Here is a 24,869-nt window from a genome sequence, read left to right on the forward strand (position 1 = left end):
CCTTCCGTGAGGAAGGTGGCCCGAGGGACCTACGGCGGGTGGGTCGTGGCCGGCGGAGGTGCCGCCGGCCACGACCCGGGGGGTGGTGCGGGTTACTCGGAGATGGTGCCCGAGTAGTTGAGGCCGAAGCCGAACTTCCAGTCGTTGCCGGCCGAGTCGACCCAGGTCTCCATGTCCTCGCCGACGTCCTCCTGCTGCGCCTCGACGGCGTCCATGGAGGCCGGGAAGCCGATGGGCAGGCGGCCCTGGGGCTCGTGCATGCCGGCCGCGACCTGGAGGGTCGCGAGGTCGCTCACGCCGAAGCCGACGAGAACGGCGTCGGACTTGGCCTCGAACTCGGCCGGGACGACCGGGTTGTTGGCCTTGACGACGGTGATGACCGGGATGTCCTTGCCCGACTTCTCGACGGCCTTGACGGCACGGTCGAAGGCCTTGATGTCGGCCTCGTTCGTGATCTGCGAGGTGTGGCCGAAGTACGAGCGGTTCTCCTTGGTGCCGTCCTCGAGCGTGTCACCCGAGATCGAGACCTTGCGCACGTTGTCGCCGTCGGCGGTGTAGGGCGCCCACTGGAGCGAGAACGGGTACCACTCGCCGGTCTCGGTGTCGAAGCCGGACGCGGAGAACGGGTCGCCGTTGTTCGGCGAGCGCAGGCCCACGAGCACCGCATCGACATCGGTGAGGTCGGGGGCGGTCTCGGAGACCACCTTGCCGTCCTTGTCGAGCTTCACCTCGTCGGTGAGGACGGTGCCGAAGATGCCCTCGGCGGCGGCGATGTCGAGCGAGCCGCCCTCCGTGTAGGTGCCCGGACCGAAGAGGCCGTCGCGACCGATGTCGTAGGTGTGCGGGATGTACACCGTCTTGTCGGACCAGTCCGTGCCCGCGGCGATCGCGCCGTCGTTCTTGAGCATGACCACCGAGTCGAGCTGGGCCTGGAAGCCCTCGTTCACGTTGGCCTCGGAGCCGACGGTCTCGAGCGACTTGTCGAGGTCGAGGTACGGGCTGTCGAACAGGCCGGGCGCGAAGTAGGAGGTGAGGATGCGGGCACCCGACTCCTGCCAGCGGGTGGCGGCGTCGACCGTCTCCTCGCCCTTGGCGAACTTCTCGTCCCACTTGGTCGCGGCCTCGAGGACCAGGGTCGCGTCGTTGACGCCGCCGAACATGTCGACGCCGTTCTCGAGGACGCGCACGTAGCGGTCCACCGGAGCGATGTCGTCGATGCCCCAGCCGGTGCCGAAGAACGCACCCTCGTCGTTCGCCGAGGACATGACGCCCCAGTCGGTGACGATCGCGCCCTCGTAGCCGAGCTCCTCGCGGATGTACTTGAGGGTCTCGCTGTTGTAGGCGGTGCCGATCGCCTCGTCGCCGAACAGCGGGTTGCCGTCGCCGTCGAGCTGGATCGAGTAGTCGGTCATCAGGCCGAGCGAGTCCTTGGCGGCCTCGAAGACCGAGCCGTGCTCGTCGATGTTGCCGCCCGGGAACACCTCGTACTTGCCCACGAACGTGTGGGACTCGCGGCCGCCCTCGGCGGCACCGTCACCAGGCGCGTGCTTGATGGTCGTCGGCACGGACTCGAGACCCCAGCCGACGTTGTTGCCGTCCTCGTCATAGGTGCTCTGGAAGCCCTTGACGTAGGCGGCGGCGAGCTCCTGCGACAGCTCGGCGTTCTCGCCGAGGGTACCGGACACGCGCAGCCAGCGCGGCTCGGTGGCGAGGTCGATCTGCGGGCTGAGCGCGTTGGTGATGCCGAGCGCGCGGTACTCCTCGGAAGCGACGCGGCCGAACGCCTCGACGGTGTCCGCGTCGAACGTGGCGGCGAGACCCAGCACCGACGGCCACAGCGACACGCCGGCACCGGTCTCGGTGTACGTCGAGCCGGACTGCGCCTCGGAGCGCGGGTCGGAGCTGAAGTTCGCGGGCACGTAGGGCGTCTCCGCGGTGCCGAGCGACTCCACGTACGCCTGCATCGCGTTGACCCAGGTCACGTTCTCGGCGACGTCGGAACCGCCCGCGTTGAGCACGTTGCGCAGGTGCGACGCGTCGAGGTACTCCTTCTGCGCGTCGGTGAGGCCGTCCGCGGGGGAGCGCTCGTGCGAGCTGAACAGCATCATGCCGGAGATCTGCTCGATCGTCAGGTCGTCGGCGTAGTCCGCCGCACGGTCCTTGGCGTCCACACGCCAGTCCTCGAACGTGTCGAGCGTGCCGTTCTTGTTGATGTCCTTGAACGCGAGCGTCGAGCCGTCGACCTCCTCCTCCAGCAGCGTGATGCCGCTGTCGGCGCCGTACGACAGCGTGGCGCCGCCGTTCGGGTTCGTGACCTCGACGAACGACGTCTTGCCGTCCGTGACCTCGCGCGTCGTGTAGCTGCCGCCGGCGGCGGACGCGTCCGCGCTCGAGCTGGCGTCGTCGGACGACGTCCCCGAGCAGCCTGCCAGCGTGATCGCGATCCCCAGGCCGGCGAATGCCGCCGCGCCCCTGATCTGCATGGGCCTCATGCGCAATGTCCCCTTCGTCATCGTTGACTCCATCGGTTTCTTCTCATCGACCAGCGGCGCTGGTCAGCTTCTCCCGCGGCGAGCGCGGTCGTGGTTGGCACCCGCGGCGGGCATGCCTCCGCGGTGCTTGACGTGAGTCAATCAGCGGGCCGTCGGGACCCGGCCCCGGGTCGCACAACCTGTCGCGTCGGGCGCACGTTCTGCGCCGAGCGGCGTGCGCCGTGACCGTTCCGTTACCGGAGCGCGACCGGCCCGTGATCGGGCGGCGGGCGCCTCAGCCCCGGCGGACCCTGACGTCGCCCGCCATCACCACGCGCTCCTCGCCCGACACGGTGCGCACCACGAGCGCGCCGTCGTCGGTGAGCGCGACCGCGCGGCCCGCGACCGGCACCGAACCGGGCACGTCGACCGCGACGTCCCAGCCGAGCGTGGCGGTGACCTTCTCGATGTCGCCGCGCATCGAGGCGCCCGCGTCCCACATCGCGACGGCGCCGCGCAGCTCGCCCGCGAGCGCCCGCATGAGCGCCACCCGGTCCAGCGATGTCGCGCCGAGCGACGCGAGGGAGGCGGCGTGCGGCACCGGCAGCTCGGCCGGCGCCTGGGAGACGTTGATGCCGATCCCGGCGACGATCGCATCGTCCACCAAGGTCTCGCACAGGATGCCCACGGCCTTGCGCCAGCGCCCCCAGCCGGGGATCTCGCGCGCGCCCGCCTCGACCACGACGTCGTTGGGCCACTTCAGCCACGCCCCGACGCCCAGGCCGCGCAGCGCGCGCACGGTGGCGAGCCCGACGACGAGCGGCGCCCACCCGTAGTCCGCGCGGTCGACGTGCGACGGCCGCAGCAGGAACGACGCGGTGAGCGCGGCGCCCTGGGGGGTCACCCACGCGCGGCCCGCGCGGCCGCGGCCGGCGGTCTGGTGGTCGGCGACCAGCGCCGACAGGTGCGGCCACTCGGCGGGTGCGGACGCGGCCGACGCCAGCAGGCGCGTGTTGGTCGAGGGCGACGTGGGCACCACGACGAGGCGCGCCAGGGTGCCCGGCACGAGCGCCGCGAGCGAGTCCTCGCTCAACGGCCGACGCGACGAGGCGATGGCGTCGGCTCCGGGCGTGGTCACCGGGCTAGGCTATCGGGCAGTCATGACCCCAAGGAGAACCGTGTCACCCATGAGGCCGACGAAGTCCACCGCGTCCGCGCTGGAGGAGCTGCGCAAGAAGGTCGACGCCGCCGTCACCACCCCCGAGGCGACGGCCCAGGAGAAGCAGCACGCGCGCGGCAAGAAGACCGCCCGCGAGCGCGTCGAGCTGCTCCTGGACGAGGGCTCGTTCACCGAGCTCGACCGCCTGACCCGCCACCGCAGCCGCAACTTCGGGCTCGACCGGAACCGTCCCTACGGCGACGGCGTGGTCACCGGCTACGGCACCATCGACGGCCGCCAGGTGGCCGTCTACAGCCAGGACTTCACGGTCTTCGGCGGCTCGCTGGGCGAGGTGCACGGCCAGAAGATCGCGAAGATCCAGGACTTCGCGCTGCGCACGGGTGTGCCGCTCATCGGCATCTCGGACGGCGGCGGCGCGCGCATCCAGGAGGGCGTCGCGGCCCTCACCCAGTTCGCGGAGATCTTCCGCCGCAACGTGGCGGCCTCGGGCGTGATCCCGCAGATCTCGATCATCCTCGGCCCGTCCGCCGGCGGCGCGGTCTACTCCCCCGCCCTCACCGACTTCATCGTGATGGCCGACGGCACCTCGCAGATGTTCATCACCGGCCCCGACGTCATCAAGTCCGTCACGGGCGAGAACGTCACGTTCGAGGAGCTCGGCGGCGGCCAGACCCACAACGTCAAGTCGGGCGTGGCGCACTACCTCGCACAGGACGAGGACGACGCGATCGAGTACGTCCAGCACCTCATCCAGTTCCTGCCGCAGAACAACCTCACCGAGGCCCCGACGTGGGACGGCGAGGCGGACCTCGAGGTCACCGACGCGGACCTCGCGCTGAACACGCTCGTCCCGGACAGCGACAACCAGCCCTACGACATGACGAGCCTCGTCGAGGCGATCGTCGACGAGGGCGAGTTCCTCGAGGTGCAGCCCCTGTTCGCCCCGAACGTCGTGGTCGGCTTCGGCCACGTCGAGGGCCACTCGGTCGGCATCGTCGCGAACCAGCCGATGCAGATGGCCGGCACGCTCGACATCAACGCCTCCGAGAAGGCCGCCCGCTTCGTGCGCACGTGCGACGCCTTCAACATCCCGATCGTCACGCTCGTCGACGTCCCCGGCTTCCTGCCGGGCGTCAACCAGGAGCACCAAGGCATCATCCGCCGCGGCGCGAAGCTCATCTACGCGTACGCCGAGGCAACCGTGCCGCTCATCACCGTGATCACGCGCAAGGCCTACGGCGGCGCGTACATCGTCATGGCCTCGAAGCAGCTGGGTGCGGACGTCAACCTCGCGTGGCCCACCGCGCAGATCGCGGTGATGGGCGCCGGCGGCGCGGTCAACATCCTCCACCGCCGCACGCTCGCGGACGTCGAGGCCAAGGGCGGCGACGTCGAGGCGGAGCGCCAGGCGCTCGTCGAGGACTACGAGGACCGGATCGTCAACCCGTACGACGCGGCCGACCGCGGCTACGTCGACGCCGTCATCGAGCCCTCCGAGACCCGCGCCGAGATCGTCAGGGCGCTGCGCGCGCTGCGCACCAAGCGCGCCGCGCTGCCGCCCAAGAAGCACGGGAACATCCCGCTGTGACGCAGGACGATGCGCTGACGGGCGCCGCGGCCGGGCTGCGGGTGGTCCGGGGCACGCCGGACGAGGCGGAGCTGGCGGCGCTGGTCGCGGCGGCCGCCGCGATGGCGGCCGTCGCCGCGGACGAGGGCGAGGAGCCCGGCAGCCCGCGCTCGGCGTGGATGGACCGGTCGCGCACGCTGCGCGGCTACCGCGGCCCCCTGCCGCTCGCGCGCGGCGACGCCGCCTGGCGCCACTCGCTGCGCTGACATGGCGCGGGCGCGGATCGACCGGCGGCACCGCTGGAAGCTCGCCGTGCTCCTCGCCGTCCCGACGCTCGCGGCGCTGCCCTGGCTCGTGGTGACCGCCGAGGCGGCCCCCGCGGTGGAGCCCGCCGCATCGTCCGGCTTCTCTCACGCCGACGCTGCCCTGGTGCTGGGCGCGCGGGTCTACGCGGACGGATCCCCGTCGCCCTACCTCCGCGACCGCGTCGCGGTCGGCGTGCGGCTCTACCGGGACGGGATCGTCGACACGCTCCTGATGAGCGGCGACGGCGACGACTCGTCCGGCCACGGCGAGCCGACGGTCATGAGGGCGCTGGCCGAGGAGATGGGCGTGCCCGCCGACGCGATCGTCGAGGACCCGCAGGGGCTCGACACCTACTCCTCCTGCGCACGCGCGCACGACGCCTACGGCATGACCTCCGTGATCGTCGCGACCCAGCAGTTCCACGTCGCCCGCGCGGTGTGGCTGTGCGACCGGGTGGGGATGGACGCGCAGGGCGCGTATCCGCCACCGACCGCCACCACGCACACGCTTTACGGCCACGCGCGCGAGGTGCCCGCCGTCGCGAAGGCGATGCTCGACCTCGCGCGCGGCCGCACGCCCGCGGGATGATCGACGGGTGAAGCCCCTGCTCCCCCTCGCCGCCGCGACCGTCGGCGCCCTCGCCGCACCGCAGGCCTACGCCCGCGCATCGTCCCTGGGAGACCGACACCCCGCATCCGCGGCGACGTTCCGCGCCGCGGATGCCGCGATGGTGCTCGGCGCGCGGGTGTGGCCCGACGGGCGCCCGTCGCGGTTCCTGCGCCAGCGGGTGGAGGCGGGCGCCGCGCTGTACCACCGCGGCCTGGTCGCGCGCCTGCTGCTCACGGGTGCCGCCCGCAACCGCGAGGGCCTCGACGAGACCGAGGCGATGGCGCGCACCGCGCTGGCGCTGGGGGTGCCCGAGGCGGACCTGCTCGTCGACGGGTCCGGGCACGACACACGCGCGTCCGCCCGCAACGCGCGCGAGCGCCTCGGGCTCGCCGGCGTGATCGTGTGCACGCAGGAGTTCCACCTGCCGCGCGCGATGTGGCTGTGCCGGTCGGTCGGCCTCGACGCGCAGGGCGCGTACCCGCCGGTGCTCGCGCGGCGGCACACCCTCATCGGATACGGGCGCGAGCTGCCGGCCACGTGGAAGGCCGCGCTCGAGATCGCGCGGGACACCGTCGCTCCGCGCGACGCGCCCCGCTGAGGGCTCGCCCGGGTCAGACGGGGGTGCGGGCGTGCTCGAGGCCGGCGATCATCGCGTCGAGCAGCACCTTGGCCTGCTCGAGCTGCGCCTCGTCGAGCGCGGCGAGCTGGCGGCGGCGCTGGACCCGCGCGTCGCCGACGACCTCGCCCGCGAGCTCGCGGCCCATCGGCGTGAGCGTGAGGCGACGGATGCGGCGGTCGACGGCGTCCTCGTGGCGCTCGAAGATGCCGCGCTGGACCATGCGCTGGACGATGCCCGTGGCGACCGACGGGTGCACCCCGACGGCGTCCGCGAGATCGGTGGTGGTGCAGCCGTCCTCCGCGTAGAGGATGACCAGCGCGCGGAACTGGTGCAGCGTGAGCCCCAGGTTCGAGACGGTCTCCGCGGTGCGCGGGACCGATCGCCGCAGGAACACCACGAGCGCGTCGGTCGCGGCCTCCAACAGCTCCTCACGATCGCTCATCATTCTTCCCCCCATCGCCGTGATCAGCGGCGGATTTCACTATAGCCACGTTATTCAGGCGATTTGTCCCGCCGCGCCGAAAGGATCGCGACTCCGCGATGATCGGCGACTCGTCAAGCAACATCCTGCCCGCGGACGACCCCCGGCGCGAGCCCGGCCGACGGACCCGGCGCGCCTCGTCAGCGCGCGGCGTCGGGGCCGGCGTCCGCGACGATCGTCGCAAGGATGCCGCGCAGCTGCTCGACCTGCTCGTCGCTGAGCGCATCGAGGTGCTCGACGAAGACGCGCTCGGCGTCGTCGACCGCCTGGCCGACGAGCGCGACGCCGTCGTCCGTGAGCGACAGCAGCCGGACCCGGCCGTCCTCAAGGGACGGCTCGCGCGCGACCCAGCCGCGCTCGACGAGGCGCTGCACCACGCCCGTCGCGATGTTCGGGCGCAGCCCGGTCGCGTCGCCCGCCTCGGAGGTGGGCATGCCGGGGCTCCCGTGCAGGCACATGAGGAGCTGGAACTGGACGGGCGTGATCGACTCGTGGATGAGGGTGCGCGAGTGGCGGCGCATCGAGACGCGCATGAGGCGGCCCTGGAGGTCCAGGATCTCGGCGACGGTGCCCTCGCGGGTCATCGGCCCTCCTCGCTCCGGCCGGGCCATGCCCGGCGCCCATTACTTCGCCCTACACGAACTTGATTGTTCGCTTCACCTGAATTATCGTAGCGGATGTCCCGATGGCGTGACCTCCCCGCCCACCTCTTCAAGGAGACCTCCGTGCCCAAGACACCCGCCGCGCCGGCGTCGAGCCTCGAGGACGCCCTCGCCGAGGGCATCGCCGAGTCGACCTACCGCCGCCGCTGGGCGATCCTCGCGACGCTCTGCTTCGCGCTCATGACCGCGATGATCGCGAACATGAGCCTCAACCTCGCCCTGCCCGACCTGGCGGTCGAGTTCGAGATGACGCAGCTCCAGCTCACCTGGGTGGTCGAGGCGTTCTCCCTCGTGTTCGCCTCCCTGCTGTTCGTGGCCGCCGCCATCGCCGACCGCTACGGCCGCAAGAGGGTGATGATGGTCGGCCTCGCGATCTTCGTGATCGCGTCGATCTACTCGCCGTTCTTCGCGCAGACCGGCGGCGAGCTCATCGCGTCCCGCGCGCTCATGGGCATCGGCGGCGCGCTCGTCATGCCCACCACGCTGTCGCTCGTCAACGTGGTGTTCCCCTCGAAGGAGCGCCCCAAGGCGATCGCGATCTGGTCCGCCGTCGCGGGCGTCGGCATGATGTTCGGCTCGGTCCTCACGGGGGTGCTCCTGCACTTCTTCGACTGGCACGCGGCGTTCCTGCTCGGCGCGGTCTTCGGCCTCGTCGCGCTGCCGGTGACCGCGCGCATCGTCCCCGAGTCGGTGGACGAGAAGCGCACGCCCGTCGACTGGGTCGGTGGGTTCCTCATCACGGTCGCGCTCGCCGGCATCGTCTACACGATCATGGAGGTGCCCTCGCACGGCTGGGACGACACCCTCACCGTGGTCGCGGCCGTCGCCGCGGGCGTCTGCCTCGCACTGTTCATCGCGTGGGAGAACCGCGTCGAGCACCCCATGCTCGACCTCTCGCTGTTCCGCCGCTCGCGCTTCTCGCTGTCCGTCATCTCGGTGACGCTCACGTTCTTCGCGATGATGGGCGCCTTCTTCGGCATGACGCAGATCTTCCAGCTCGTCATGGGCTACGACGAGATCACCACCTCGGTGGCCTTCATCCCGTCGATGCTGCCGATGATGCTCGTCGGCCCGCTCGTGCCCAAGCTCGTCGAGAAGGTCGGCACGCGCTGGACCGTGGTGCCCGGCCTCGTCGTGATCGCCGGCGGCTTCCTGCTCATGACCACGTGGCCGACGGTCCCGTCGTACTGGGACTTCCTCGTCGCGATGAGCACGGTCACCCTCGGCATGGCCCTCGTCATGACCCCGGCGACCAACATGCTCATGTCCTCCGTGCCGCGCAACCGCTCCGGCATGGGCTCGGCCATGAACGACACGACGCGCGAGCTCGGCGCCTCGCTCGGCATCGCGGTGCTCGGCTCGATGATCGCGAACGCCTACGCCTCGAACATCGCGCCCGTCGCGGACCAGCTCCCCGCCGAGGCCGCCGGCTATGTCGGCGACTCCCTCGCGGGCGCCATGTCCGTCGCGGGCCAGATGGGCGACGCCGGCGCGTCGATCGCGCAGGCGGCCCAGGCCGCGTTCATGGACGCCAACCAGCACGCGATGCTCATCTCCGCGATCATCGCGGGTGTCACCGCGCTCATCATGCTGGTCGCGCTGCCGCGCGGGGAGAGGTCCCTGAGCGCGGAGCCCGTGGACGATGCGGACGAGGCCTTCGAGGCCGAGCTCGCCTCCGACGCGGCCGAGGCCGAGGCGCGCGAGCCCCTCGCCTGAACCCGCTCCCGCCCGACGCCCTCGCCCCCTCCGGGGACGGGGGCGTCGCGTCGTCTGCGGTTAGGCTCGCTGCCATGCCCGTCCCCCTCCTCCTGGCCTCCCAGTCCCCCGCCCGCCTCGCGACCCTGCGGTCCGCGGGCGTCGAGCCCGACGTGATCGTCTCGGACGTCGACGAGGACGCGGCCCTCGAGGCGGCACGCGCCTCGGCGGAGGCCGCGGGCGAGGCCCTGAGCCCGGCCGATGCGGTGCTCGCCCTCGCGCGTGCCAAGGCCGAGCACGTGGTCGCCGAGTACGAGTGCGAGGCGATCGTGCTCGGCTGCGACTCGATGCTCGAGCTCGACGGCGCGATCCTCGGCAAGCCCGCCGACGCTGCCGACGCGATCGCGCGCTGGCACGCGATGCGCGGCCGCACGGGCGTGCTCCACACGGGGCACTGGCTGATCGACGACCGCGAGGGAGGCACCGCCGGCACGCTCGGCGCCACCTCCTCGACGGTCGTGAGGTTCGCGCGCCTCACGGACGCGGAGATCGAGGCGTACGTCGCGACCGGCGAGCCCCTCAAGGTCGCGGGCGCGTTCACCGTCGACGGCCTCGGCGGCCCCTACGTCGAGGCCATCGAGGGCGACTACCACGGCGTCGTCGGCGTGAGCCTGCCGCTGCTGCGCGAGCTCCTCGCCGAGCTCGACGTGGCGTTCCACGACCTCCGCGCCTGACCACCCCGGCCCGCGGATTTGTAGGCGCGGCACAACCCGCGCGGCCCTAGCCGCGCATCGTCCCGCGTGTTGTTGTCGAGACTCGACAAAACGGGGGGTGCGCGCTTAGAGCCGGGCACAGACTTAGGTCCCGGGAGGGCGACGCGCCGGGGAGGGCGCGAGACCCCGCGCTACGGTTTCGGGGTGACTGCCTTCTCCTCCGTGCTCATCGCCAACCGTGGCGAGATCGCCGTCCGCATCATCCGCGCGTGCGCGGACGCGGGCCTGCGCTCCGTGGCGGTGTACGCGGACCCGGATCGCGACGCCCCGCACGTGTCGCTCGCCGACGAGGCGTACGCGCTCGGCGGCTCGACCGCCCGCGAGACGTACCTCGACATCGAGAAGATCGTCGACGCCGCGCGCCGCTCGGGCGCCGAGGCGGTCCACCCCGGCTACGGCTTCCTCGCCGAGAACTCCGACTTCGCCCGCGCGGTCATCGACGCCGGCCTCACGTGGATCGGCCCCTCCCCCGCCGCGATCGACGCGCTGGGCGACAAGGTCAGCGCGCGCCACATCGCGCAGCGCGCCGGCGCCCCGCTCGTCCCCGGCACCCCCGACCCCGTCGAGAGCGCCGACGAGGTGGTCGCGTTCGCACGCGAGCACGGCCTGCCCGTCGCGATCAAGGCGGCGTTCGGCGGCGGCGGCCGCGGCCTCAAGGTCGCCCGCACCCTCGAGGAGATTCCCGAGCTGTTCGACTCCGCGACCCGCGAGGCCGTCGCCGCCTTCGGCCGCGGCGAGTGCTTCGTCGAGCGCTTCCTCGACCGGCCGCGCCACGTCGAGACCCAGTGCCTCGCGGACGCGCACGGCAACGTCGTCGTGGTCTCCACGCGCGACTGCTCGCTCCAGCGCCGCCACCAGAAGCTGGTCGAGGAGGCGCCCGCGCCGTTCCTCACGGACGCGCAGAACGCGCGCCTGATCGAGGCCTCCGAGGCGATCCTCAAGGAGGCCGGCTACCAGGGCGCCGGCACGTGCGAGTTCCTCGTCGGCATCGACGGCACCATCAGCTTCCTCGAGGTCAACACGCGCCTCCAGGTCGAGCACCCCGTGACCGAGGAGGTCACCGGCGTCGACCTGGTGCTCGAGCAGTTCCGCGTCGCCGCGGGCGGCTCGATCGCCGACCTGCGCCCCGTCACGCGCGGCTGCTCGATCGAGTTCCGCCTCAACGGCGAGGACCCGGCGAACGGCTTCATGCCCGCCCCGGGCCGCATCTCCACCCTGCGCTTCCCGTCCGGCCCCGGCGTCCGCGTCGACGCCGGCGTGGCCGAGGGCGACACCGTGTCGGGCAACTTCGACTCGATGATCGCCAAGGTCATCGTCACGGGCGCGACCCGCGACCAGGCCCTCGCCCGCGCCCGCCGCGCGCTCGCCGAGATGACCGTCGAGGGCATCCCGACCGTCCTGCCGTTCCACCGCGCCGTGCTCGACGCGCCGGAGTTCACGGCCGCCGACGGCACCTTCGGCGTCTACACCACCTGGATCGAGTCCGGCTTCGCCGCGACCGTCGCCTCGCTCACCCCCGCGTCGGTCGCGACGGACGACGCGGAGGAGGCCGCCACCGAGCGCGTCGTCGTCGAGGTCGGCGGCAAGCGCCTCGAGGTGGTCCTGCCCGCCGCGCTCGCGCAGGCCGGCCGCGCGAACGCCCGCAAGGCGGGCCGCCGGCCGATGCGCCGCAACGGCACGGGCGCGGGCCGCACCTCGAACGGGACCACCCTCGCGTCCCCCATGCAGGGCACCATCGTCAAGGTCGCCGTCGAGGACGGCGCGACCGTGGCCGAGGGCGACCTCGTCGTGGTGCTCGAGGCCATGAAGATGGAGCAGCCCCTCACCGCGCACCGCGCGGGCGTGGTCCGCTCGCTCGCGGCCGCGGTGGGTGGCGGCGTGTCCGCCGGCACCGCGATCTGCGAGATCGTCGACGCCGAGGCCTGACCGTCCCGTCGCGCCCGCGCGACCGCCGCATCGTCCACCTTCCAGGTACGATGCGGCGCCTCCGGTGAATTACGCAACAGCGAGGTTCGCTAAATTTGACAGCCCAGCGCCCGGGACCATAGTCTCGCGTCAGCACGGGTAAGGCACGCCTTACCGTCCCCCGAACGGAAGGCGCGACCATGCTCGCCAACTACCTGATCGGCCTGCGCGAGGGCCTCGAGGCCGCGCTCGTCGTGAGCATCCTCGTCGCCTACCTGGTCCGCACCGACCGCCGGGCGCTCCTGCGCCAGGTGTGGTTCGGCGTCGGGCTCGCCGCTGGCGTCTCGATCGGCTTCGGCGCGCTCCTCACGCTCGGCCCGCAGGGCCTGAGCTTCGCGGCCAAGGAGGCCATCGGCGGCACGCTCAGCATCGCCGCCGTGGGCCTCATCACCTGGATGATCTTCTGGATGGGCAAGACCGCCCGCCACCTCAAGGGCCACCTCGAGGGCGCGCTCGAGAACGCGATCGCCGTCGGCAAGGGCGCCGTGGTCGCCATGGCCGTGCTCGCGGTCGGCCGCGAGGGCCTCGAGACGGCGCTGTTCCTGTGGGCCGGCATCACCTCGGCCGGCTCGTCGTGGGAGCCCATCGTCGGCGCCCTGCTCGGCATCGTCACCGCGGTGGGCCTCAGCGTCCTCATGTACCGCGGCGCCGTCAAGGTCAACCTGCGCGTGTTCTTCCAGTGGACCGGCGTCTTCCTCGTGCTCGTGGCCGCGGGCGTCCTCGCCTACGGCGTGCACGACCTCCAGGAGGCCGGCATCCTGCCCGGCCTCAACAACCTGGCCTTCGACATCTCGGCCGCCGTGCCCGCCGGCTCGGTCCACGGCACGCTGCTGACCGGCGTGTTCAACCTGTCACCGCAGACCACCGTGCTCCAGGCCGTCGTCTGGACCGCCTACGTCATCCCGGTCATGTTCTTCTTCGTGCGCACGGCGTTCCGCTCCGGCCCGCCCGCGCCCGCGCGTGCTCCCCAGCCCGCCCAGGCCCCCGCGACCGCCGGCGCCTGACCCTCCCCCGCATCGTCCCACCCCACCCTCCCGACGAGACACAAGGACACCCATGCCTCGCCCTGCCCTCGCACGCCCCGCCGCCGCCTCCGGAGCCGTCCTGAGCGCCCTCGCGCTCAGCGCGTGCGTGCCCAACGCCGCCGCCTCCGACCAGGCCATCACGGTCGACTCGAGCAACGACGCCTGCACCGTCTCCGCGACCGAGGTGCCGTCCGGCACCGTGGTCTTCGACGTCACCAACTCCGGCGACGACGTCACCGAGTTCTACGTGCTCGCCTCCGACGGCCTGCGCATCATCACCGAGGTCGAGAACGTCGGCCCCGGCATCACGCGCCAGCTCGTGGCCCAGGTCGCGCCCGGCGACTACCTCACGCAGTGCCGCCCCGGCATGACGGGCGACGGCGTCCAGGCCGCGTTCACCGTCACGGACTCGGGCCAGGACGTCGCCACGGGCGACCGCGCGGAGGCGCTCACCGCCGCCGGCGACCAGTACCTCCTGTACGTGCGCGACCAGATCCAGACGCTCCAGGACAAGACCGACGCGTTCCTCGCGGCCTACACGGCCGGCGACGACGACCAGGCGCGCGCCCTGTACGCGGACGCGCGCGTCCACTGGGAGCGCGTCGAGCCGGTCGCCGAGTCCTTCGGCGACCTCGACCCCATGATGGACGCCCGCGAGGCCGACCTCGCCGAGGGCGACACGTGGACCGGCTGGCACCGCATCGAGAAGAACCTGTGGCCGCCGGCCGAGGGCTACGACCTCACCGACGCCGAGCGCCAGGACCTCGCCGACAAGCTCGCGGCCGACACCGCCGAGCTCGCCTCCCGCGTCGCCGCCGACGACTTCACGATCACCGCGTCGCAGATCGGCAACGGCGCGAAGGAGCTGCTCGACGAGGTCGCGAAGGGCAAGATCACCGGCGAGGAGGAGATCTGGTCGCACACCGACCTGTGGGACTTCCAGGCCAACGTCGACGGCGCCTCCGTGGCGTACGGCGTGCTCCACGACGTGGTGGCCGAGACCGACCCGGCGCTGGTCGAGGAGCTCGACTCGCGCTTCTCCGAGCTGAACGACCTGCTTGCCCAGCACGGCTCGATCGACGACGGCTTCGCGCTGTACACGGACCTCACCGAGGACCAGATCGTCGAGCTCGCGCGCTCGGTCGACGCCCTCAGCGAGCCGCTGTCGCGCCTCACCGCCGCGGCGGTGCTGTGACGCACGGCGACGGCCCGGACGCCCCCGTCACCTCCCAGGAGGTGGGCGGGGGCGCTCCCGCGTCCCCCACCGCCCCGGTGGACGATGCGGCGGCCGGGTCGCGCCTCTCCCGGCGAGCGATCATCGGCACGGCGGGCGCGGTCGCGGGCGGCCTCGCGCTCGCCGGCGGCGGCTTCGCCGCGGGCCGCGCCACGGCCTCCCCGCTCCAGCAGCACGCGTACGACTTCTTCGGCGCCCACCAGAGCGGCATCGTCACCCCGCAGCAGGACCGCCTCCACTTCGCGGCCTTCGACATCACCACCGACTCGAAGGCGCGCGTGGTCTCGCTGCTGCGCCGGTGGTCCGAGGCCGCCGCGCGGCTCATGACGGGCTCGGAGCTCGGCGCGGGCGCCGCGGGAGGGGCCTATGCCGCGCCGCCGGACGACACGGGCGAGGCGCTCGGCCTGCCCGCGTCGGGCCTCACCATCACCTTCGGGTTCGGGCCGGGCCTGTTCGACGACCGGTTCGGGCTCGCGTCGCGCCGCCCCGACCAGCTCATCGACCTGCCCCACTTCTCGGGCGACATGCTCGACGACCGGTTCACCGGCGGCGACCTGTGCATCCAGGCGTGCGCCGACGACCCCCAGGTCGCGGTCCACGCGATCCGCAACCTGTCCCGCCTCGCGTTCGGCGACGCCGCGATCCGCTGGGCACAGCTCGGGTTCGGCCGCACGTCCTCCACCACGCGTGCGCAGGACACGCCCCGCAACTTCATGGGCTTCAAGGACGGCACCGCCAACGTGCGCGCCGAGGACACCGACCTCGTCGACCGGTGGGTGTGGGCCGAGCGGGCCGACGGCCAGGAATGGATGGCCGGCGGCTCGTACCTGGTGGCGCGCCGCATCCGCATCCTCGCGGAGATCTGGGATCGCAGCTCGCTCCAGGAGCAGGAGGCGAGCGTGGGCCGCACCAAGGGCTCCGGCGCTCCCCTGTCGGGCGGCACGGAGTTCACCGAGCCCGACTTCGCCGTCGCGGGCCGCGACGGCAGCCCGCTCATCCCGGCCGACAGCCACGTCGCGCTCGCCCACCCGTCCGCGCACGGCGGCGCGCGCATGCTGCGCCGCGGCTACAACTTCACCGACGGCGCAGACGACCTCGGCCGCCTCGACGCGGGGCTGTTCTTCCTCGCGTACGTCCGCGACCCGCGCGAGCAGTTCGTGCCCATCCAGGACGCGCTGTCGAAGTCGGACGTCATGACGGTCGACTACCTGCGCACCACCGGCTCCGCGCTGTTCGCGGTGCCGCGCGGCCTCGCCCCCGGCTCCATGCTGGGATCCGAGGGCGCGTACGTGGGTCAGGAGCTGTTCGGCTAGGAGGCGGTGCGCCGCTCGCGCATGCCGTGCAGCCGGCGTGCCGCCTCGGACACGGTGCCCGTGAGCGACGGGTAGACCGTGAAGGCGCTGGCGACGTCGTCGACCGTCAGGTGATGCGCGACGGCGAGCGACAGCGGGTAGATGTGCTCCCCCGCCCGCGGGCCCACCACGACGGCGCCGAACACCTGGCCGGTGACGGTGTGCCCGAAGATCTTCACGAAGCCCTCGTCGATGCCCAGCATCTTGGCGCGCGGGTTGCGCGCGAGGTCGAGCCGTGACACCTCGTAGAACAGGCCGCGGTCGCGCAGCTCGGCCTCGCTGAGCCCGACGGACGCGATCTCGGGCACCGTGAACACGTTCGAGGCGACCAGGTTGAGGTCGATGGGCGTGACGGCGTCGCCGAGCGCGTGGGCCATCGCGATGCGGCCCTGCGTCGCCGCGACCGAGGCGAGGGGCAGCACGCCGGTGCAGTCGCCCGCCGCGTACACGCCGCGCGCGGTGGTGCGGCTGACCTTGTCGACCGCGATGAGGCCGCGGGCGTCGAGCTCGACGCCGGACTCCTCGAGCCCGATGCCCTCGGTGTTGGGCACCGAGCCGACCGCCATGAGGCAGTGGCTGCCCTCGAGCACGCGGCCGTCCTCCAGCGTGACGCTGACGCCGTAGCCGGTGTTCTCGACGGCGGCGGCACGGCCACCCACGAGGGTCATGCCGCGGTCGAGGAACACGCGGGTCAGCTGCGCCGACGCGTCCGGGTCCTCGCGCGACAGCACGCGGTCGCCCGAGGCGACGAGCGTGACGCGGGAGCCGAGCAGGTTGTACGCGCCGGCGAACTCGGCGCCGGTGACGCCCGAGCCGACCACGATCAGGTGCTCGGGAAGCTCCGTGAGGTCGTACAGCTGGGTCCACGTGAGCACGCGCTCGCCGTCGGGCTCGCACCCGGGGACGATGCGCGGGCGGGCTCCCACGGCCAGCAGCACCGCGTCCGCCTCGAGGCGCTCGTCGCCGACCACCACGCTGCCGGGGCCGTCGAGGCGGGCCTCGCCCGCGATCACGCGGATGCCGTTGCCCTCCACGCGGTCGGCGATGTCCTCCGACTGCTTGCGCACCAGCGCCTTGACGCGTGCGTTCACCTGCGCCATGTCGACGGTGAGCGACGAGGCGAGGTCCGCGCCGTCGGGCCGGCGGATGCCGAGCTCGGGCGCGCGGTACGCGATGGTGAGCCACTCGGCGGTGGCGATGACGGTCTTCGAGGGGACGACGTCGGTGAGGACGGCATTGCCGCCGAGGCCGTGACGCTCGACGAGCGTCACCTCCGCCCCGGCCTTGACGGCCACCAGGGCCGCCTCATAGCCGCCCGGACCGCCGCCGATGATGACGACGCGAGGGGACATGCCCCCATTCAACCGCACGGCGTCCCGCCATCCGGACACCCGCATCGTCCCCGGTCCCGCCCTGCCCGGGGCCGACGGCGCGACTAGGCTCGACCCATGACCACAGCCACCGAGCTCGCCGCGGAGGCCGCGGCCACCCTGGGCGCCGCGACCGGCGTCGACCACCACGACATCGCCCTCGTCCTGGGCTCCGGATGGGGCGGCGCCGCCGAGCTCATCGGCGAGGAGGCCGCGCGAGTCGACGCGGCCGACATCCCGGGCTTCGACGCCCACGTGGTGCCCGGCCACCACCCCGTGTTCCGCTCGCTCGTCACGCCCACGGGCAAGCGCGTGCTCGTGCTCGGCGCCCGCCAGCACTACTACCAGGTGCGCGACGCCGGCAAGGTCGCGCACGCGATCCGCATGGCCGCCGCCGCGGGCTGCACCCAGGTGGTGCTCACCAACGGCTGCGGCTCGACCCGGCCCGAGGTCGGCCCCGGCTCGGTGGTCCTCCTCGAGGACCACATCAACCTCACGGGGCAGACGCCGCTCGAGGGCGCCACGTTCGTCGACATGAGCCAGGTGTACTCGCCCCGACTGCGCGACATCGCGCGGTCGATCGACGGCGAGCTCCCGGACGGCGTCTACGCGCAGTTCACCGGCCCCCAGTACGAGACCCCCGCCGAGGTGCGGATGGCCGCGATCCTGGGCGCCAACCTCGTCGGCATGTCGACGGTGCTCGAGGCCATCGCGGCCCGCGAGGCCGGCATGGAGATCCTCGGGCTGTCGCTCGTCACCAACCTCGCGGCCGGGATCGGCGGCGACACCCTCAACCACCAGGAGGTGCTCGACGCCGGCGCCGCCGCCGGCCCCCGCATCTCCGCGCTGCTCGCGGCGATCGTCAGGGAGATGTGATGCAGGAGCTGCTGGCCCGCGCGGAGGCCTGGATCGAGGACGACCCGGACGACGCCACCCGCGAGGAGCTCGCCGCCGTGCTCGAGGCCGCGGTCGGGGGCTCCGCGTCCGCGGTCGAGGATCTCGAGGACCGCTTCCGCGGCTTCCTCGAGTTCGGCACCGCGGGCCTGCGCGGGCGCATCGGCGCCGGGCCCAACCGCATGAACCGCGCGGTGGTCATCCGCGCCGCGGCTGGCCTCGCGCGCTACCTCACCGACGCGCTCGCCGGCCTCGGCGTGGAGGGACCCGGGCGGGTCGCGATCGGCTACGACGCGCGCCACGGCAGCCACGCTTTCGCGCTCGACACCGCGGCGGTCATGACGGCCGCCGGGCACGAGGCGCTCGTGCTGCCGCGCACGCTCCCCACGCCCGTGCTCGCGTTCGCGACGCGGCTGCTCGACGCCGACGCCGGCGTCATGGTGACCGCCTCGCACAACCCGCCGCAGGACAACGGCTACAAGGTCTACCTGGGCGGACGCGTCGTGACCGACGAGGGTCAGGGCGCACAGATCGTGCCGCCGTACGACGCGGAGATCGCCGCACGCATCGCCGCCGTGCCGTCCGTCGAGTCCGTGCCCCGCGCCGACGAGGGCTGGCGCGTGCTCGGCGAGGGCGTGCTCGACGACTACGTCACCCAGGTGGCCGCTCTCGGCGGCCCGGTCGAGCCGGTGGCCGCGCGCCGCGCCGCCACGCGCATCGTCCTCACGCCGCTGCACGGCGTGGGAGGCGAGACCGTCGAGCGGGTGCTGCGCACCGCAGGGTTCACGGACGTGCATACGGTCGCCGAGCAGGCCGAGCCCGACCCGGACTTCCCCACCGTCGACTTCCCCAACCCCGAGGAGAAGGGCGCGATCGACCTCGCGCTGGCCCTCGCGGAGTCCGTGGGCGCCGACATCGTCATCGCGAACGACCCCGACGCCGATCGCTGCGCGGTCGCGACCGTCATCGACGGCGCGTGGACGATGCTGCACGGAGACGTCGTGGGATCCCTCCTGGGCGAGCGGGTCGCCTCGCGCACCCCGGCGGGCTCGCACGTGCTGGCGAACTCGATCGTGTCGTCGCAGCAGCTCGCGGCGATCGCGTCCGCGCACGGGCTGGGGCACCAGAACACGCTGACGGGTTTCAAGTGGATCGGTCGGACGCCGCGCATGGCGTTCGGCTACGAGGAGGCGCTGGGCTACTGCGTCGCGCCCGAGCTGGTGCGCGACAAGGACGGAGTCTCGGCCGCGCTGCTCATGGCGGACTTCGTGGCCGAGCTCAAGTCCGCCGGGCGGACGCTCGCGGACGCGATCGACGACCTCGCGCGGGCCTACGGCGTCTACCTCACGTCGCAGGTGTCGGCCCGGTACGCGGATCTCGCGCTCATCCCGGAGACCATGGCGCGGCTCATGGCGTCGCCGCCCGCGACGCTCGCGGGCTCCCCCGTGGTCGCGACCGACGACATGTCGCTGGGCTTCCGCGGCCTTCCCGGCACCACGGGCCTCCACCTCGCGGCGGAGTCGGGCGCGCGCGTGATCGTGCGGCCGTCCGGAACCGAGCCGAAGGTGAAGGCCTACCTCGAGGTGATCGTGCCGGTCGCCGACGGCGACGTCGCGGCGGCCCGGGCCTCAGCCGTGGAGACCATGGAGGCGCTGCGCGCCGACGTGACGGCGGCGCTGGGGATCTAGCCGCACGCCACGTGCACCGACTCAATGGCTTCGGATCATCTGATCCTGCCTGCTCGGATCGGATGACGGCATCGGACCGTGCGGCCGGCTACCGATCGCCGGCCGCACGAGTCGGGTGGAGCGCCAGGGACGGCTCCTCGCCACCCGTGTCGGTGCGCCGCTCGCGTGCCGAGCGGCGCACCCCTCACGGGCACCCTCCACGGCCGCCGGGTGGGGCCGGCTCGCAGGATCCGATGCCATCGGCGCCCACCTGCCTCGCGAATCGCAGCATCCGATGCCAGAGCACGGATCCACCGCACCGGGCCCAAGGAACCGGCTCAGTAGGTGCCGGTGGCCTCCGAGCCGTCGAGCACCGCGGCGGTGCCGGACAGGCCCAGCCTGGTCGCGCCGGCCTCGATCATCGCGACCGCGGCGTCCCACGTGCGGATGCCTCCGGAGGCCTTGACGCCGAGGCGTCCGCCCACGGTCTGCGCCATCAGCGTGACGGCGTGCACGGAGGCGCCGCCGGCCGGGTGGAAGCCCGTCGAGGTCTTCACGAAGTCGGCGCCCGCGGCCTCGGCCGCGCGGCACGCCCCCACGATCGCCTCGTCGGTGAGCGCCGCCGACTCGATGATCACCTTGAGGACCCTCGGAGCGGGGACCGCGGCGCGGACCGCCGCGATGTCGGCCTGCACGGCGTCGAAGTCGCCCCCGAGCGCGGCGGCGACGTCGATCACCATGTCGACCTCGTCGGCGCCCTGCTCGATCGACAGCGCGGCCTCGGCCGCCTTGACCGCCGAGTGGTGCTTGCCCGACGGGAAGCCGCACACCGTGGCGACGGCGAGGCCCTCGGGGGTCGACACGGGCAGCATCGACGGGGACACGCACACCGAGAACACGCCCAGCGCGGCGCCCTCCTCGATGAGCGCCGCGACGTCCGCGGGCGTGGACTCGGGCTTGAGGAGGGTGTGGTCGACGTAGCGGGCCAGCTCGGCGCGGGTGAGTGTCATGGACCCAGCCTAGGCCGGACGCGAGCGTGCCACCCGTCCGGACGGCGCGCCTCACGCCCACCTGCGCATGCGTGCCCGCAGGTGCTCAGTGCCCGTTCCGGGCGGATCCGGGCACTGAGCACCTCGCAGAATGCGCGACGGGACGTGCGACGCGCGACGGGCGCGGGCCGCTACAGCTCGAGGCCGTAGCCCTCGATGACCAGCTCCGCGAGGTCCGCCTTCTCGTCGTACGGCAGGAACGCGCCCCACGCCGCGGCGAGGGTGGCCTCGAACAGGTCCTCCTTGGTCCAGCCGGCCTCGACGAGCGCGGCCATCTCGGACGTCATCGACACGCCGGAGACCAGGCGGTTGTCGGTGTTGACGGTGACCGCGAAGCCGAGGTTGCGCAGCTCGTGCATGGGGTGGCCCGCGATGGACGGCGCGACGCCCGTCTGCACGTTGGAGGTGGGGCAGCACTCGAGCGGGATCTGCAGGTCGAGCGCGTGCTGCGCGATGAGGCCGAGCACCAGCTCCTCGCCGCCGAAGCCGTCGATGTCCTCGTGGATGCGCACGCCGTGACCGATCCGGCGCGCGGAGCCCAGTCCGAGCGCCTCGCCCACCGACGCGGCGCCGTCCGCCTCGCCCGCGTGGATGGTCACGGGCATGTGGTGCTCGCGGAGCAGCTGGAACGCCTCGCGATGGTCCGAGGCGGGGAAGCCCAGCTCGGGCCCGGCGATGTCGAAGCCCACGCAGCAGCGGCCGCGGTTGGCCAGCGCGAGCTCCGCGATCTCGACCGAGCGGTCGAGGTGGCGCATCGCGTCGAGGATCGCGGCGGCGCGGATCGCGTAGCCCGCCTCGAGCGCCTCGGCGACGCCCTCCTCGATGCCGTCCTGCACCGCCTCGACGACCTCCTGCAGGCTCAGCCCACCCGCGAGGTGCTGCTCCGGCGCGTAGCGCAGCTCGACGTAGATGACGCCGTCGGCCGCGAGGTCGAGCACGGCCTCGCGAGCGACCCGGCGGAGATTGTCCGCCGTCTGCATCACCGCGATGGTGTGGGCGAAGGCCTCGAGGTAGCGGACCAGGTCGCCCGAGGCCGCGTTCGTGGCGAAGAGCCGCGCGAGCTCGTCGGGGTCGGTCGACGGCAGCTCGTGGCCGATCTCGGCGGCGAGCTCGATCAGCGTCGCCGGGCGCAGCCCCCCGTCGAGGTGATCGTGGAGCAGGACCTTGGGCAGCGCGAGGATCTCGTCCGTGGTGAGGGTCATGAGCCCAGGCTAATCGCGCCCCTGCCGGTTCGGCGCGCCACGGCCCCTCCCGGATGCGTCAGGCACGCCGGGGCACCGGCAGGACCAGCCACGACGCGCGCGACCAGTTCCCGAGGGCCGGCAGCCGGCCCGCGTCGGGCCGGAGATCGACGTCCGCGAGAGGCAGGACCGTGCCGGTGCCGGGCTCGTACACGAGGAAGCCGTCGCCCGTGTCCGCGACGAGCAGCACCACGTGGCGCGGGATCACGGAGTCGAGCCCGAGCGACGAGTCGCCCGACGTGAACATCGGCACGGGGATGCCGTCGGCCAGCGCCCGCCGCGCGTGCGCGAGCAGGGGCGCGAGAGCCGCGGGCGACGAGTCGTCCACCAGCGAGCCGCGGAACCGCAGACCCGCGAACCGGGTCGAGTCGTCGACCTTCCACGGCGGGGTGCCGAGCGAGCGCGGCCACGCGACGGGGCCCAGCGCGGAGGACGTGGTCTGCGCGTGGATGATCCGCTGGAGCGCATGCCAGCGCTCCTCGACCGTGAGCGTCTCGTAGCCCTCGGCCTCGGCGTGCATCGCCTCGGGGGTGTCGTAGCCAGCGAGCGAGCGACCGGTCGCGACCCACAGCGCCACGAACGGGTCGCCGACCATGAGCATCACGCCCATGGTCGCGGCGCCGCACGTGGTCTGGTCGACCTGGCGGGCGCGCACCCCCGCCCACTCGAGCGGCCCGGCGGCCGTGCCGGACGCGTGGGCCACTGCGTCGCGCACCGCGTCGCCGAGGCCGTCCCACGCGGCGGCGAGGGCCGCGACGGCAGACAGCGGCGCCCCGGAGGCCACCGCGCGGTACAGGACCGGCGCATCGTCTCCCATCTGGTGGCGCGCGACGTCGAGCGCCTTCGCGTCGGCCCCGGCGGCGCGGTCGACCGCACGCTGGAAGGCGCGCTCGAACAGGCTGTCGTCGGACGCCGGCTCCTCGGGCGGGCGGCGCTCGGACATGCCGACGAGCGCGCCCACGCGCGCCGCCGCGGAGGTGAGCGACCAGCCCATCTAGCGGGTGTGCGCGCCGACCGAGTCGAGGATGATCTCCCTCGACACGGAGCCGCCGGGGGTGATGTCGAGCGTGCCGGCGCCGTCGCAGGCCTCGGCGAGCGCCGCGATGCCGCGGGGCATGCGGTCCTCGGTCTCGGTGTGGAGCGTCATGATGACGTCGCCGGCCTTGACGTCGTCGCCCACGACCTTGTGCAGGTACACGCCGGACGAGACCTCGACCGCGGCGCCCTGGCGCGCGCGGCCGGCGCCCAGGCGCCACGCCGCGACGCCCACGCCGAGCGCGTCCATGCGGGTGATGACGCCGTCGCGGTCCGCTCGGACCTCCTCGACGTGGGGCGCGTCGGGCATGACCGCGTCGACGTCGCCGCCCTGCGCCGCGATCATGCGGCGCCACGCGTCCATCGCGCGGCCGTCCCGGAGCGCGTCCGCGGGATCGACATCCCGGACCCCCGCACCGGCGAGCATCTCGCGGGCGAGCGCGAGCGTGAGCTCGACCACGTCCGCGGGGCCGCCGCCGGCGAGCACCTCGAGCGACTCCGTGACCTCGAGCCCGTTGCCGATGCCGCGTCCCAGCGGGGTGGACATGTCGGTGAGCAGCGCCGACGTCACCACGCCCGCGTCCGTGCCCAGGTCGACCATGGTCCGCGCGAGCTCGCGCGCCTGCTCGATGTCCTTCATGAACGCGCCGCTGCCGACCTTGACGTCGAGCACGAGCACGCCCGTGCCCTCCGCGATCTTCTTGCTCATGATGGACGATGCGATGAGCGGGATGGCCTCGACCGTCCCGGTGACGTCGCGCAGGGCGTAGAGCTTCTTGTCGGCGGGCGCGAGGCCGGAACCGGCGGCGCAGATGACGGCGCCGACGTCCTCGAGCTGGCGCAGCATCGTCTCGTTGGACATGTCCGCGCGCCAGCCGGGGATGGACTCGAGCTTGTCGAGCGTGCCTCCCGTGTGGCCGAGGCCGCGCCCGGACAGCTGCGGGACCGCGACGCCGCACGCCGCGACGAGCGGCGCGAGCGGGAGCGTGATCTTGTCGCCGACGCCGCCGGTGGAGTGCTTGTCGGCGGTGGGGCGCGACAGCGACGAGAAGTCGAGCCGCTCCCCCGTCGCGATCATCGCCGCGGTCCAGCGCGCGATCTCCGCGCGCGTCATGCCGCGCTGGAGGATCGCCATCGCGAGCGAGCTCATCTGCTCGTCCGCGACCGCGCCGCGCGTGTACGCGTCGACCACCCAGTCGATCTGGTCGTCGGTCAGGGTGCCGCCGTCCCGCTTGACGCGGATGACGTCGACGGCGTCGTGGCGCTCGGCCATTCAGCCCTCCTCGAGGTGCTGGGGGCCGAAGGCCCAGGGAAGAAGGTCGTCGAGCGTCAGCGTCCCGGACGGCCCGTCGATGAGCAGGCCGGGGCCGCCGAACTCGTAGAGCAGCTGGCGGCAGCGCCCGCACGGCTGGAGCGGGGCCCCCGCCGCGTCGACGCACGCGAACGCGACGAGGCGCGAGCCGAGCGCGTCGGTGTGGAGCTTCGACACGAGCGCGCACTCGGCGCACAGCGTCAGGCCGTAGCTGGCGTTCTCGACGTTGGCGCCGGTGACGATCTCGCCGGTGTCGGTGAGCGCCGCGGCGCCGACCTTGTACTTCGAGTACGGCACGTAGGCACGGATGCTCGCCTCGCGCGCCCTGGAGCGCAGGAGCTCCCAGTCGACGTCGGTCATGG

General features: G+C 73.0%; 22 protein-coding genes. 12 read left to right on the forward strand and 10 right to left on the reverse strand.

Going from position 1 to position 24,869, the window contains the following annotated elements; translation table 11 throughout:
* Nucleotides 1-92 precede the first annotated feature (92 nt).
* Nucleotides 93-2,492: a glycoside hydrolase family 3 N-terminal domain-containing protein gene (locus AOM04_RS01915; RefSeq protein WP_156160561.1), complete on the reverse strand. Its 2,400-nt coding sequence runs from the start codon at nt 2,490-2,492 to the stop codon at nt 93-95.
* Nucleotides 2,493-2,766: 274 nt separating this feature from the next.
* Nucleotides 2,767-3,609, reverse strand: coding sequence for a biotin--[acetyl-CoA-carboxylase] ligase (locus tag AOM04_RS01920; RefSeq protein ID WP_228373586.1), 843 nt, complete (start codon nt 3,607-3,609; stop codon nt 2,767-2,769).
* Nucleotides 3,610-3,658: 49 nt separating this feature from the next.
* Between AOM04_RS01920 and AOM04_RS01925 the strand changes: the two genes are divergently transcribed.
* Genes AOM04_RS01925 through AOM04_RS01940 form a run of 4 tightly spaced genes read left to right on the forward strand, consistent with a single transcriptional unit; the run spans nt 3,659 to nt 6,731 of the window.
* A complete protein-coding gene (locus tag AOM04_RS01925; protein WP_062461432.1) occupies nt 3,659-5,239 on the forward strand; it encodes an acyl-CoA carboxylase subunit beta in 1,581 nt (526 codons plus the stop codon).
* Nucleotides 5,236-5,484 (forward strand): acyl-CoA carboxylase epsilon subunit, encoded by a 249-nt coding sequence (locus AOM04_RS01930; protein WP_082104286.1) that lies wholly within the window; start codon nt 5,236-5,238, stop codon nt 5,482-5,484. The genes AOM04_RS01925 and AOM04_RS01930 overlap by 4 nt, the downstream gene beginning before the upstream one ends.
* Before the next feature lies 1 nt (nt 5,485).
* On the forward strand, nt 5,486-6,112 hold the full coding sequence (locus AOM04_RS01935) for a SanA/YdcF family protein (RefSeq protein WP_062461435.1): 627 nt from the start codon (nt 5,486-5,488) through the stop codon (nt 6,110-6,112).
* Nucleotides 6,113-6,119: 7 nt separating this feature from the next.
* Entirely contained in the window at nt 6,120-6,731 is a 612-nt protein-coding gene (locus tag AOM04_RS01940) for a SanA/YdcF family protein (RefSeq protein WP_062461438.1), read from the forward strand.
* Between the two features lie 13 nt (nt 6,732-6,744).
* Here AOM04_RS01940 and AOM04_RS01945 read toward each other — a convergent pair whose 3' ends face one another.
* Both AOM04_RS01945 and AOM04_RS01950 read right to left on the reverse strand, forming a co-directional pair.
* Complete coding sequence (locus AOM04_RS01945; RefSeq protein WP_169816395.1) at nt 6,745-7,197, reverse strand: MarR family winged helix-turn-helix transcriptional regulator; 453 nt, start codon at nt 7,195-7,197, stop codon at nt 6,745-6,747.
* A 176-nt stretch (nt 7,198-7,373) separates the two neighbouring features.
* Nucleotides 7,374-7,817, reverse strand: coding sequence for a MarR family winged helix-turn-helix transcriptional regulator (locus AOM04_RS01950; protein ID WP_062461444.1), 444 nt, complete (start codon nt 7,815-7,817; stop codon nt 7,374-7,376).
* Nucleotides 7,818-7,958: 141 nt separating this feature from the next.
* Between AOM04_RS01950 and AOM04_RS01955 the strand changes: the two genes are divergently transcribed.
* The 6 genes from AOM04_RS01955 to efeB all read left to right on the forward strand — a co-directional run bounded on the left by AOM04_RS01955 (nt 7,959) and on the right by efeB (nt 15,900).
* Nucleotides 7,959-9,611: an MFS transporter gene (locus AOM04_RS01955; protein ID WP_169816396.1), complete on the forward strand. Its 1,653-nt coding sequence runs from the start codon at nt 7,959-7,961 to the stop codon at nt 9,609-9,611.
* Nucleotides 9,612-9,685: 74 nt separating this feature from the next.
* Nucleotides 9,686-10,324, forward strand: a complete 639-nt coding sequence (locus AOM04_RS01960; protein WP_062461450.1) for a Maf family protein — start codon at nt 9,686-9,688, stop codon at nt 10,322-10,324.
* 183 nt (nt 10,325-10,507) lie between these two features.
* A complete protein-coding gene (locus tag AOM04_RS01965) occupies nt 10,508-12,289 on the forward strand; it encodes an acetyl/propionyl/methylcrotonyl-CoA carboxylase subunit alpha (RefSeq protein ID WP_062461453.1) in 1,782 nt (593 codons plus the stop codon).
* Between the two features lie 179 nt (nt 12,290-12,468).
* On the forward strand, nt 12,469-13,332 hold the full coding sequence (efeU, locus tag AOM04_RS01970; RefSeq protein ID WP_062461456.1) for an iron uptake transporter permease EfeU: 864 nt from the start codon (nt 12,469-12,471) through the stop codon (nt 13,330-13,332).
* A gap of 52 nt (nt 13,333-13,384) precedes the next feature.
* Entirely contained in the window at nt 13,385-14,548 is a 1,164-nt protein-coding gene (gene efeO / locus AOM04_RS01975) for an iron uptake system protein EfeO (RefSeq protein ID WP_062461459.1), read from the forward strand.
* A 41-nt stretch (nt 14,549-14,589) separates the two neighbouring features.
* Nucleotides 14,590-15,900 (forward strand): iron uptake transporter deferrochelatase/peroxidase subunit, encoded by a 1,311-nt coding sequence (gene efeB / locus AOM04_RS01980; RefSeq protein WP_062462325.1) that lies wholly within the window; start codon nt 14,590-14,592, stop codon nt 15,898-15,900.
* Here the strand turns inward: efeB and AOM04_RS01985 are convergent.
* On the reverse strand, nt 15,897-17,291 hold the full coding sequence (locus AOM04_RS01985) for an NAD(P)H-quinone dehydrogenase (RefSeq protein ID WP_062461463.1): 1,395 nt from the start codon (nt 17,289-17,291) through the stop codon (nt 15,897-15,899). The genes efeB and AOM04_RS01985 overlap by 4 nt on opposite strands.
* A gap of 96 nt (nt 17,292-17,387) precedes the next feature.
* Here AOM04_RS01985 and AOM04_RS01990 point away from each other — a divergent pair, with 96 nt between their 5' ends.
* Both AOM04_RS01990 and AOM04_RS01995 read left to right on the forward strand, forming a co-directional pair.
* Nucleotides 17,388-18,185, forward strand: coding sequence for a purine-nucleoside phosphorylase (locus AOM04_RS01990; protein ID WP_062461465.1), 798 nt, complete (start codon nt 17,388-17,390; stop codon nt 18,183-18,185).
* Entirely contained in the window at nt 18,185-19,891 is a 1,707-nt protein-coding gene (locus AOM04_RS01995; protein ID WP_062461468.1) for a phospho-sugar mutase, read from the forward strand. Before AOM04_RS01990 ends, AOM04_RS01995 begins: the two co-directional genes overlap by 1 nt.
* Nucleotides 19,892-20,208: 317 nt before the next feature.
* Here AOM04_RS01995 and deoC read toward each other — a convergent pair whose 3' ends face one another.
* The 5 genes from deoC to AOM04_RS02020 form a co-directional block, all read right to left on the reverse strand.
* Nucleotides 20,209-20,880: a deoxyribose-phosphate aldolase gene (gene deoC, locus AOM04_RS02000; protein WP_062461471.1), complete on the reverse strand. Its 672-nt coding sequence runs from the start codon at nt 20,878-20,880 to the stop codon at nt 20,209-20,211.
* A 170-nt stretch (nt 20,881-21,050) separates the two neighbouring features.
* Nucleotides 21,051-22,121 (reverse strand): adenosine deaminase, encoded by a 1,071-nt coding sequence (locus tag AOM04_RS02005; RefSeq protein WP_062461474.1) that lies wholly within the window; start codon nt 22,119-22,121, stop codon nt 21,051-21,053.
* A gap of 58 nt (nt 22,122-22,179) precedes the next feature.
* Nucleotides 22,180-23,154 (reverse strand): hypothetical protein, encoded by a 975-nt coding sequence (locus AOM04_RS02010; RefSeq protein WP_062461477.1) that lies wholly within the window; start codon nt 23,152-23,154, stop codon nt 22,180-22,182.
* On the reverse strand, nt 23,155-24,468 hold the full coding sequence (locus AOM04_RS02015; protein ID WP_062461480.1) for a thymidine phosphorylase: 1,314 nt from the start codon (nt 24,466-24,468) through the stop codon (nt 23,155-23,157).
* Nucleotides 24,469-24,867 (reverse strand): cytidine deaminase, encoded by a 399-nt coding sequence (locus AOM04_RS02020; RefSeq protein ID WP_062461483.1) that lies wholly within the window; start codon nt 24,865-24,867, stop codon nt 24,469-24,471.
* Nucleotides 24,868-24,869 lie beyond the last annotated feature (2 nt).

It is taken from the genome of Demequina soli (assembly GCF_000971195.1).
GTDB lineage: Bacteria > Actinomycetota > Actinomycetes > Actinomycetales > Demequinaceae > Demequina > Demequina soli.

Coding starts and splice junctions, on each gene's coding strand:
- AOM04_RS01945 (WP_169816395.1), bottom strand. CDS start 7,197: ATGATGAGCGATCGTGAGGAGCTGTTGGAGGCCGCGACCGACGCGCTC.
- deoC (WP_062461471.1), bottom strand. CDS start 20,880: ATGACACTCACCCGCGCCGAGCTGGCCCGCTACGTCGACCACACCCTC.
- efeO (WP_062461459.1), top strand. CDS start 13,385: ATGCCTCGCCCTGCCCTCGCACGCCCCGCCGCCGCCTCCGGAGCCGTC.
- AOM04_RS02010 (WP_062461477.1), bottom strand. CDS start 23,154: ATGGGCTGGTCGCTCACCTCCGCGGCGGCGCGCGTGGGCGCGCTCGTC.
- AOM04_RS01985 (WP_062461463.1), bottom strand. CDS start 17,291: ATGTCCCCTCGCGTCGTCATCATCGGCGGCGGTCCGGGCGGCTATGAG.
- efeU (WP_062461456.1), top strand. CDS start 12,469: ATGCTCGCCAACTACCTGATCGGCCTGCGCGAGGGCCTCGAGGCCGCG.
- AOM04_RS01990 (WP_062461465.1), top strand. CDS start 17,388: ATGACCACAGCCACCGAGCTCGCCGCGGAGGCCGCGGCCACCCTGGGC.
- AOM04_RS02015 (WP_062461480.1), bottom strand. CDS start 24,468: ATGGCCGAGCGCCACGACGCCGTCGACGTCATCCGCGTCAAGCGGGAC.
- AOM04_RS01935 (WP_062461435.1), top strand. CDS start 5,486: ATGGCGCGGGCGCGGATCGACCGGCGGCACCGCTGGAAGCTCGCCGTG.
- AOM04_RS01915 (WP_156160561.1), bottom strand. CDS start 2,492: ATGAGGCCCATGCAGATCAGGGGCGCGGCGGCATTCGCCGGCCTGGGG.
- AOM04_RS02020 (WP_062461483.1), bottom strand. CDS start 24,867: ATGACCGACGTCGACTGGGAGCTCCTGCGCTCCAGGGCGCGCGAGGCG.
- AOM04_RS02005 (WP_062461474.1), bottom strand. CDS start 22,121: ATGACCCTCACCACGGACGAGATCCTCGCGCTGCCCAAGGTCCTGCTC.
- AOM04_RS01960 (WP_062461450.1), top strand. CDS start 9,686: ATGCCCGTCCCCCTCCTCCTGGCCTCCCAGTCCCCCGCCCGCCTCGCG.
- AOM04_RS01925 (WP_062461432.1), top strand. CDS start 3,659: ATGAGGCCGACGAAGTCCACCGCGTCCGCGCTGGAGGAGCTGCGCAAG.
- AOM04_RS01995 (WP_062461468.1), top strand. CDS start 18,185: ATGCAGGAGCTGCTGGCCCGCGCGGAGGCCTGGATCGAGGACGACCCG.
- AOM04_RS01950 (WP_062461444.1), bottom strand. CDS start 7,817: ATGACCCGCGAGGGCACCGTCGCCGAGATCCTGGACCTCCAGGGCCGC.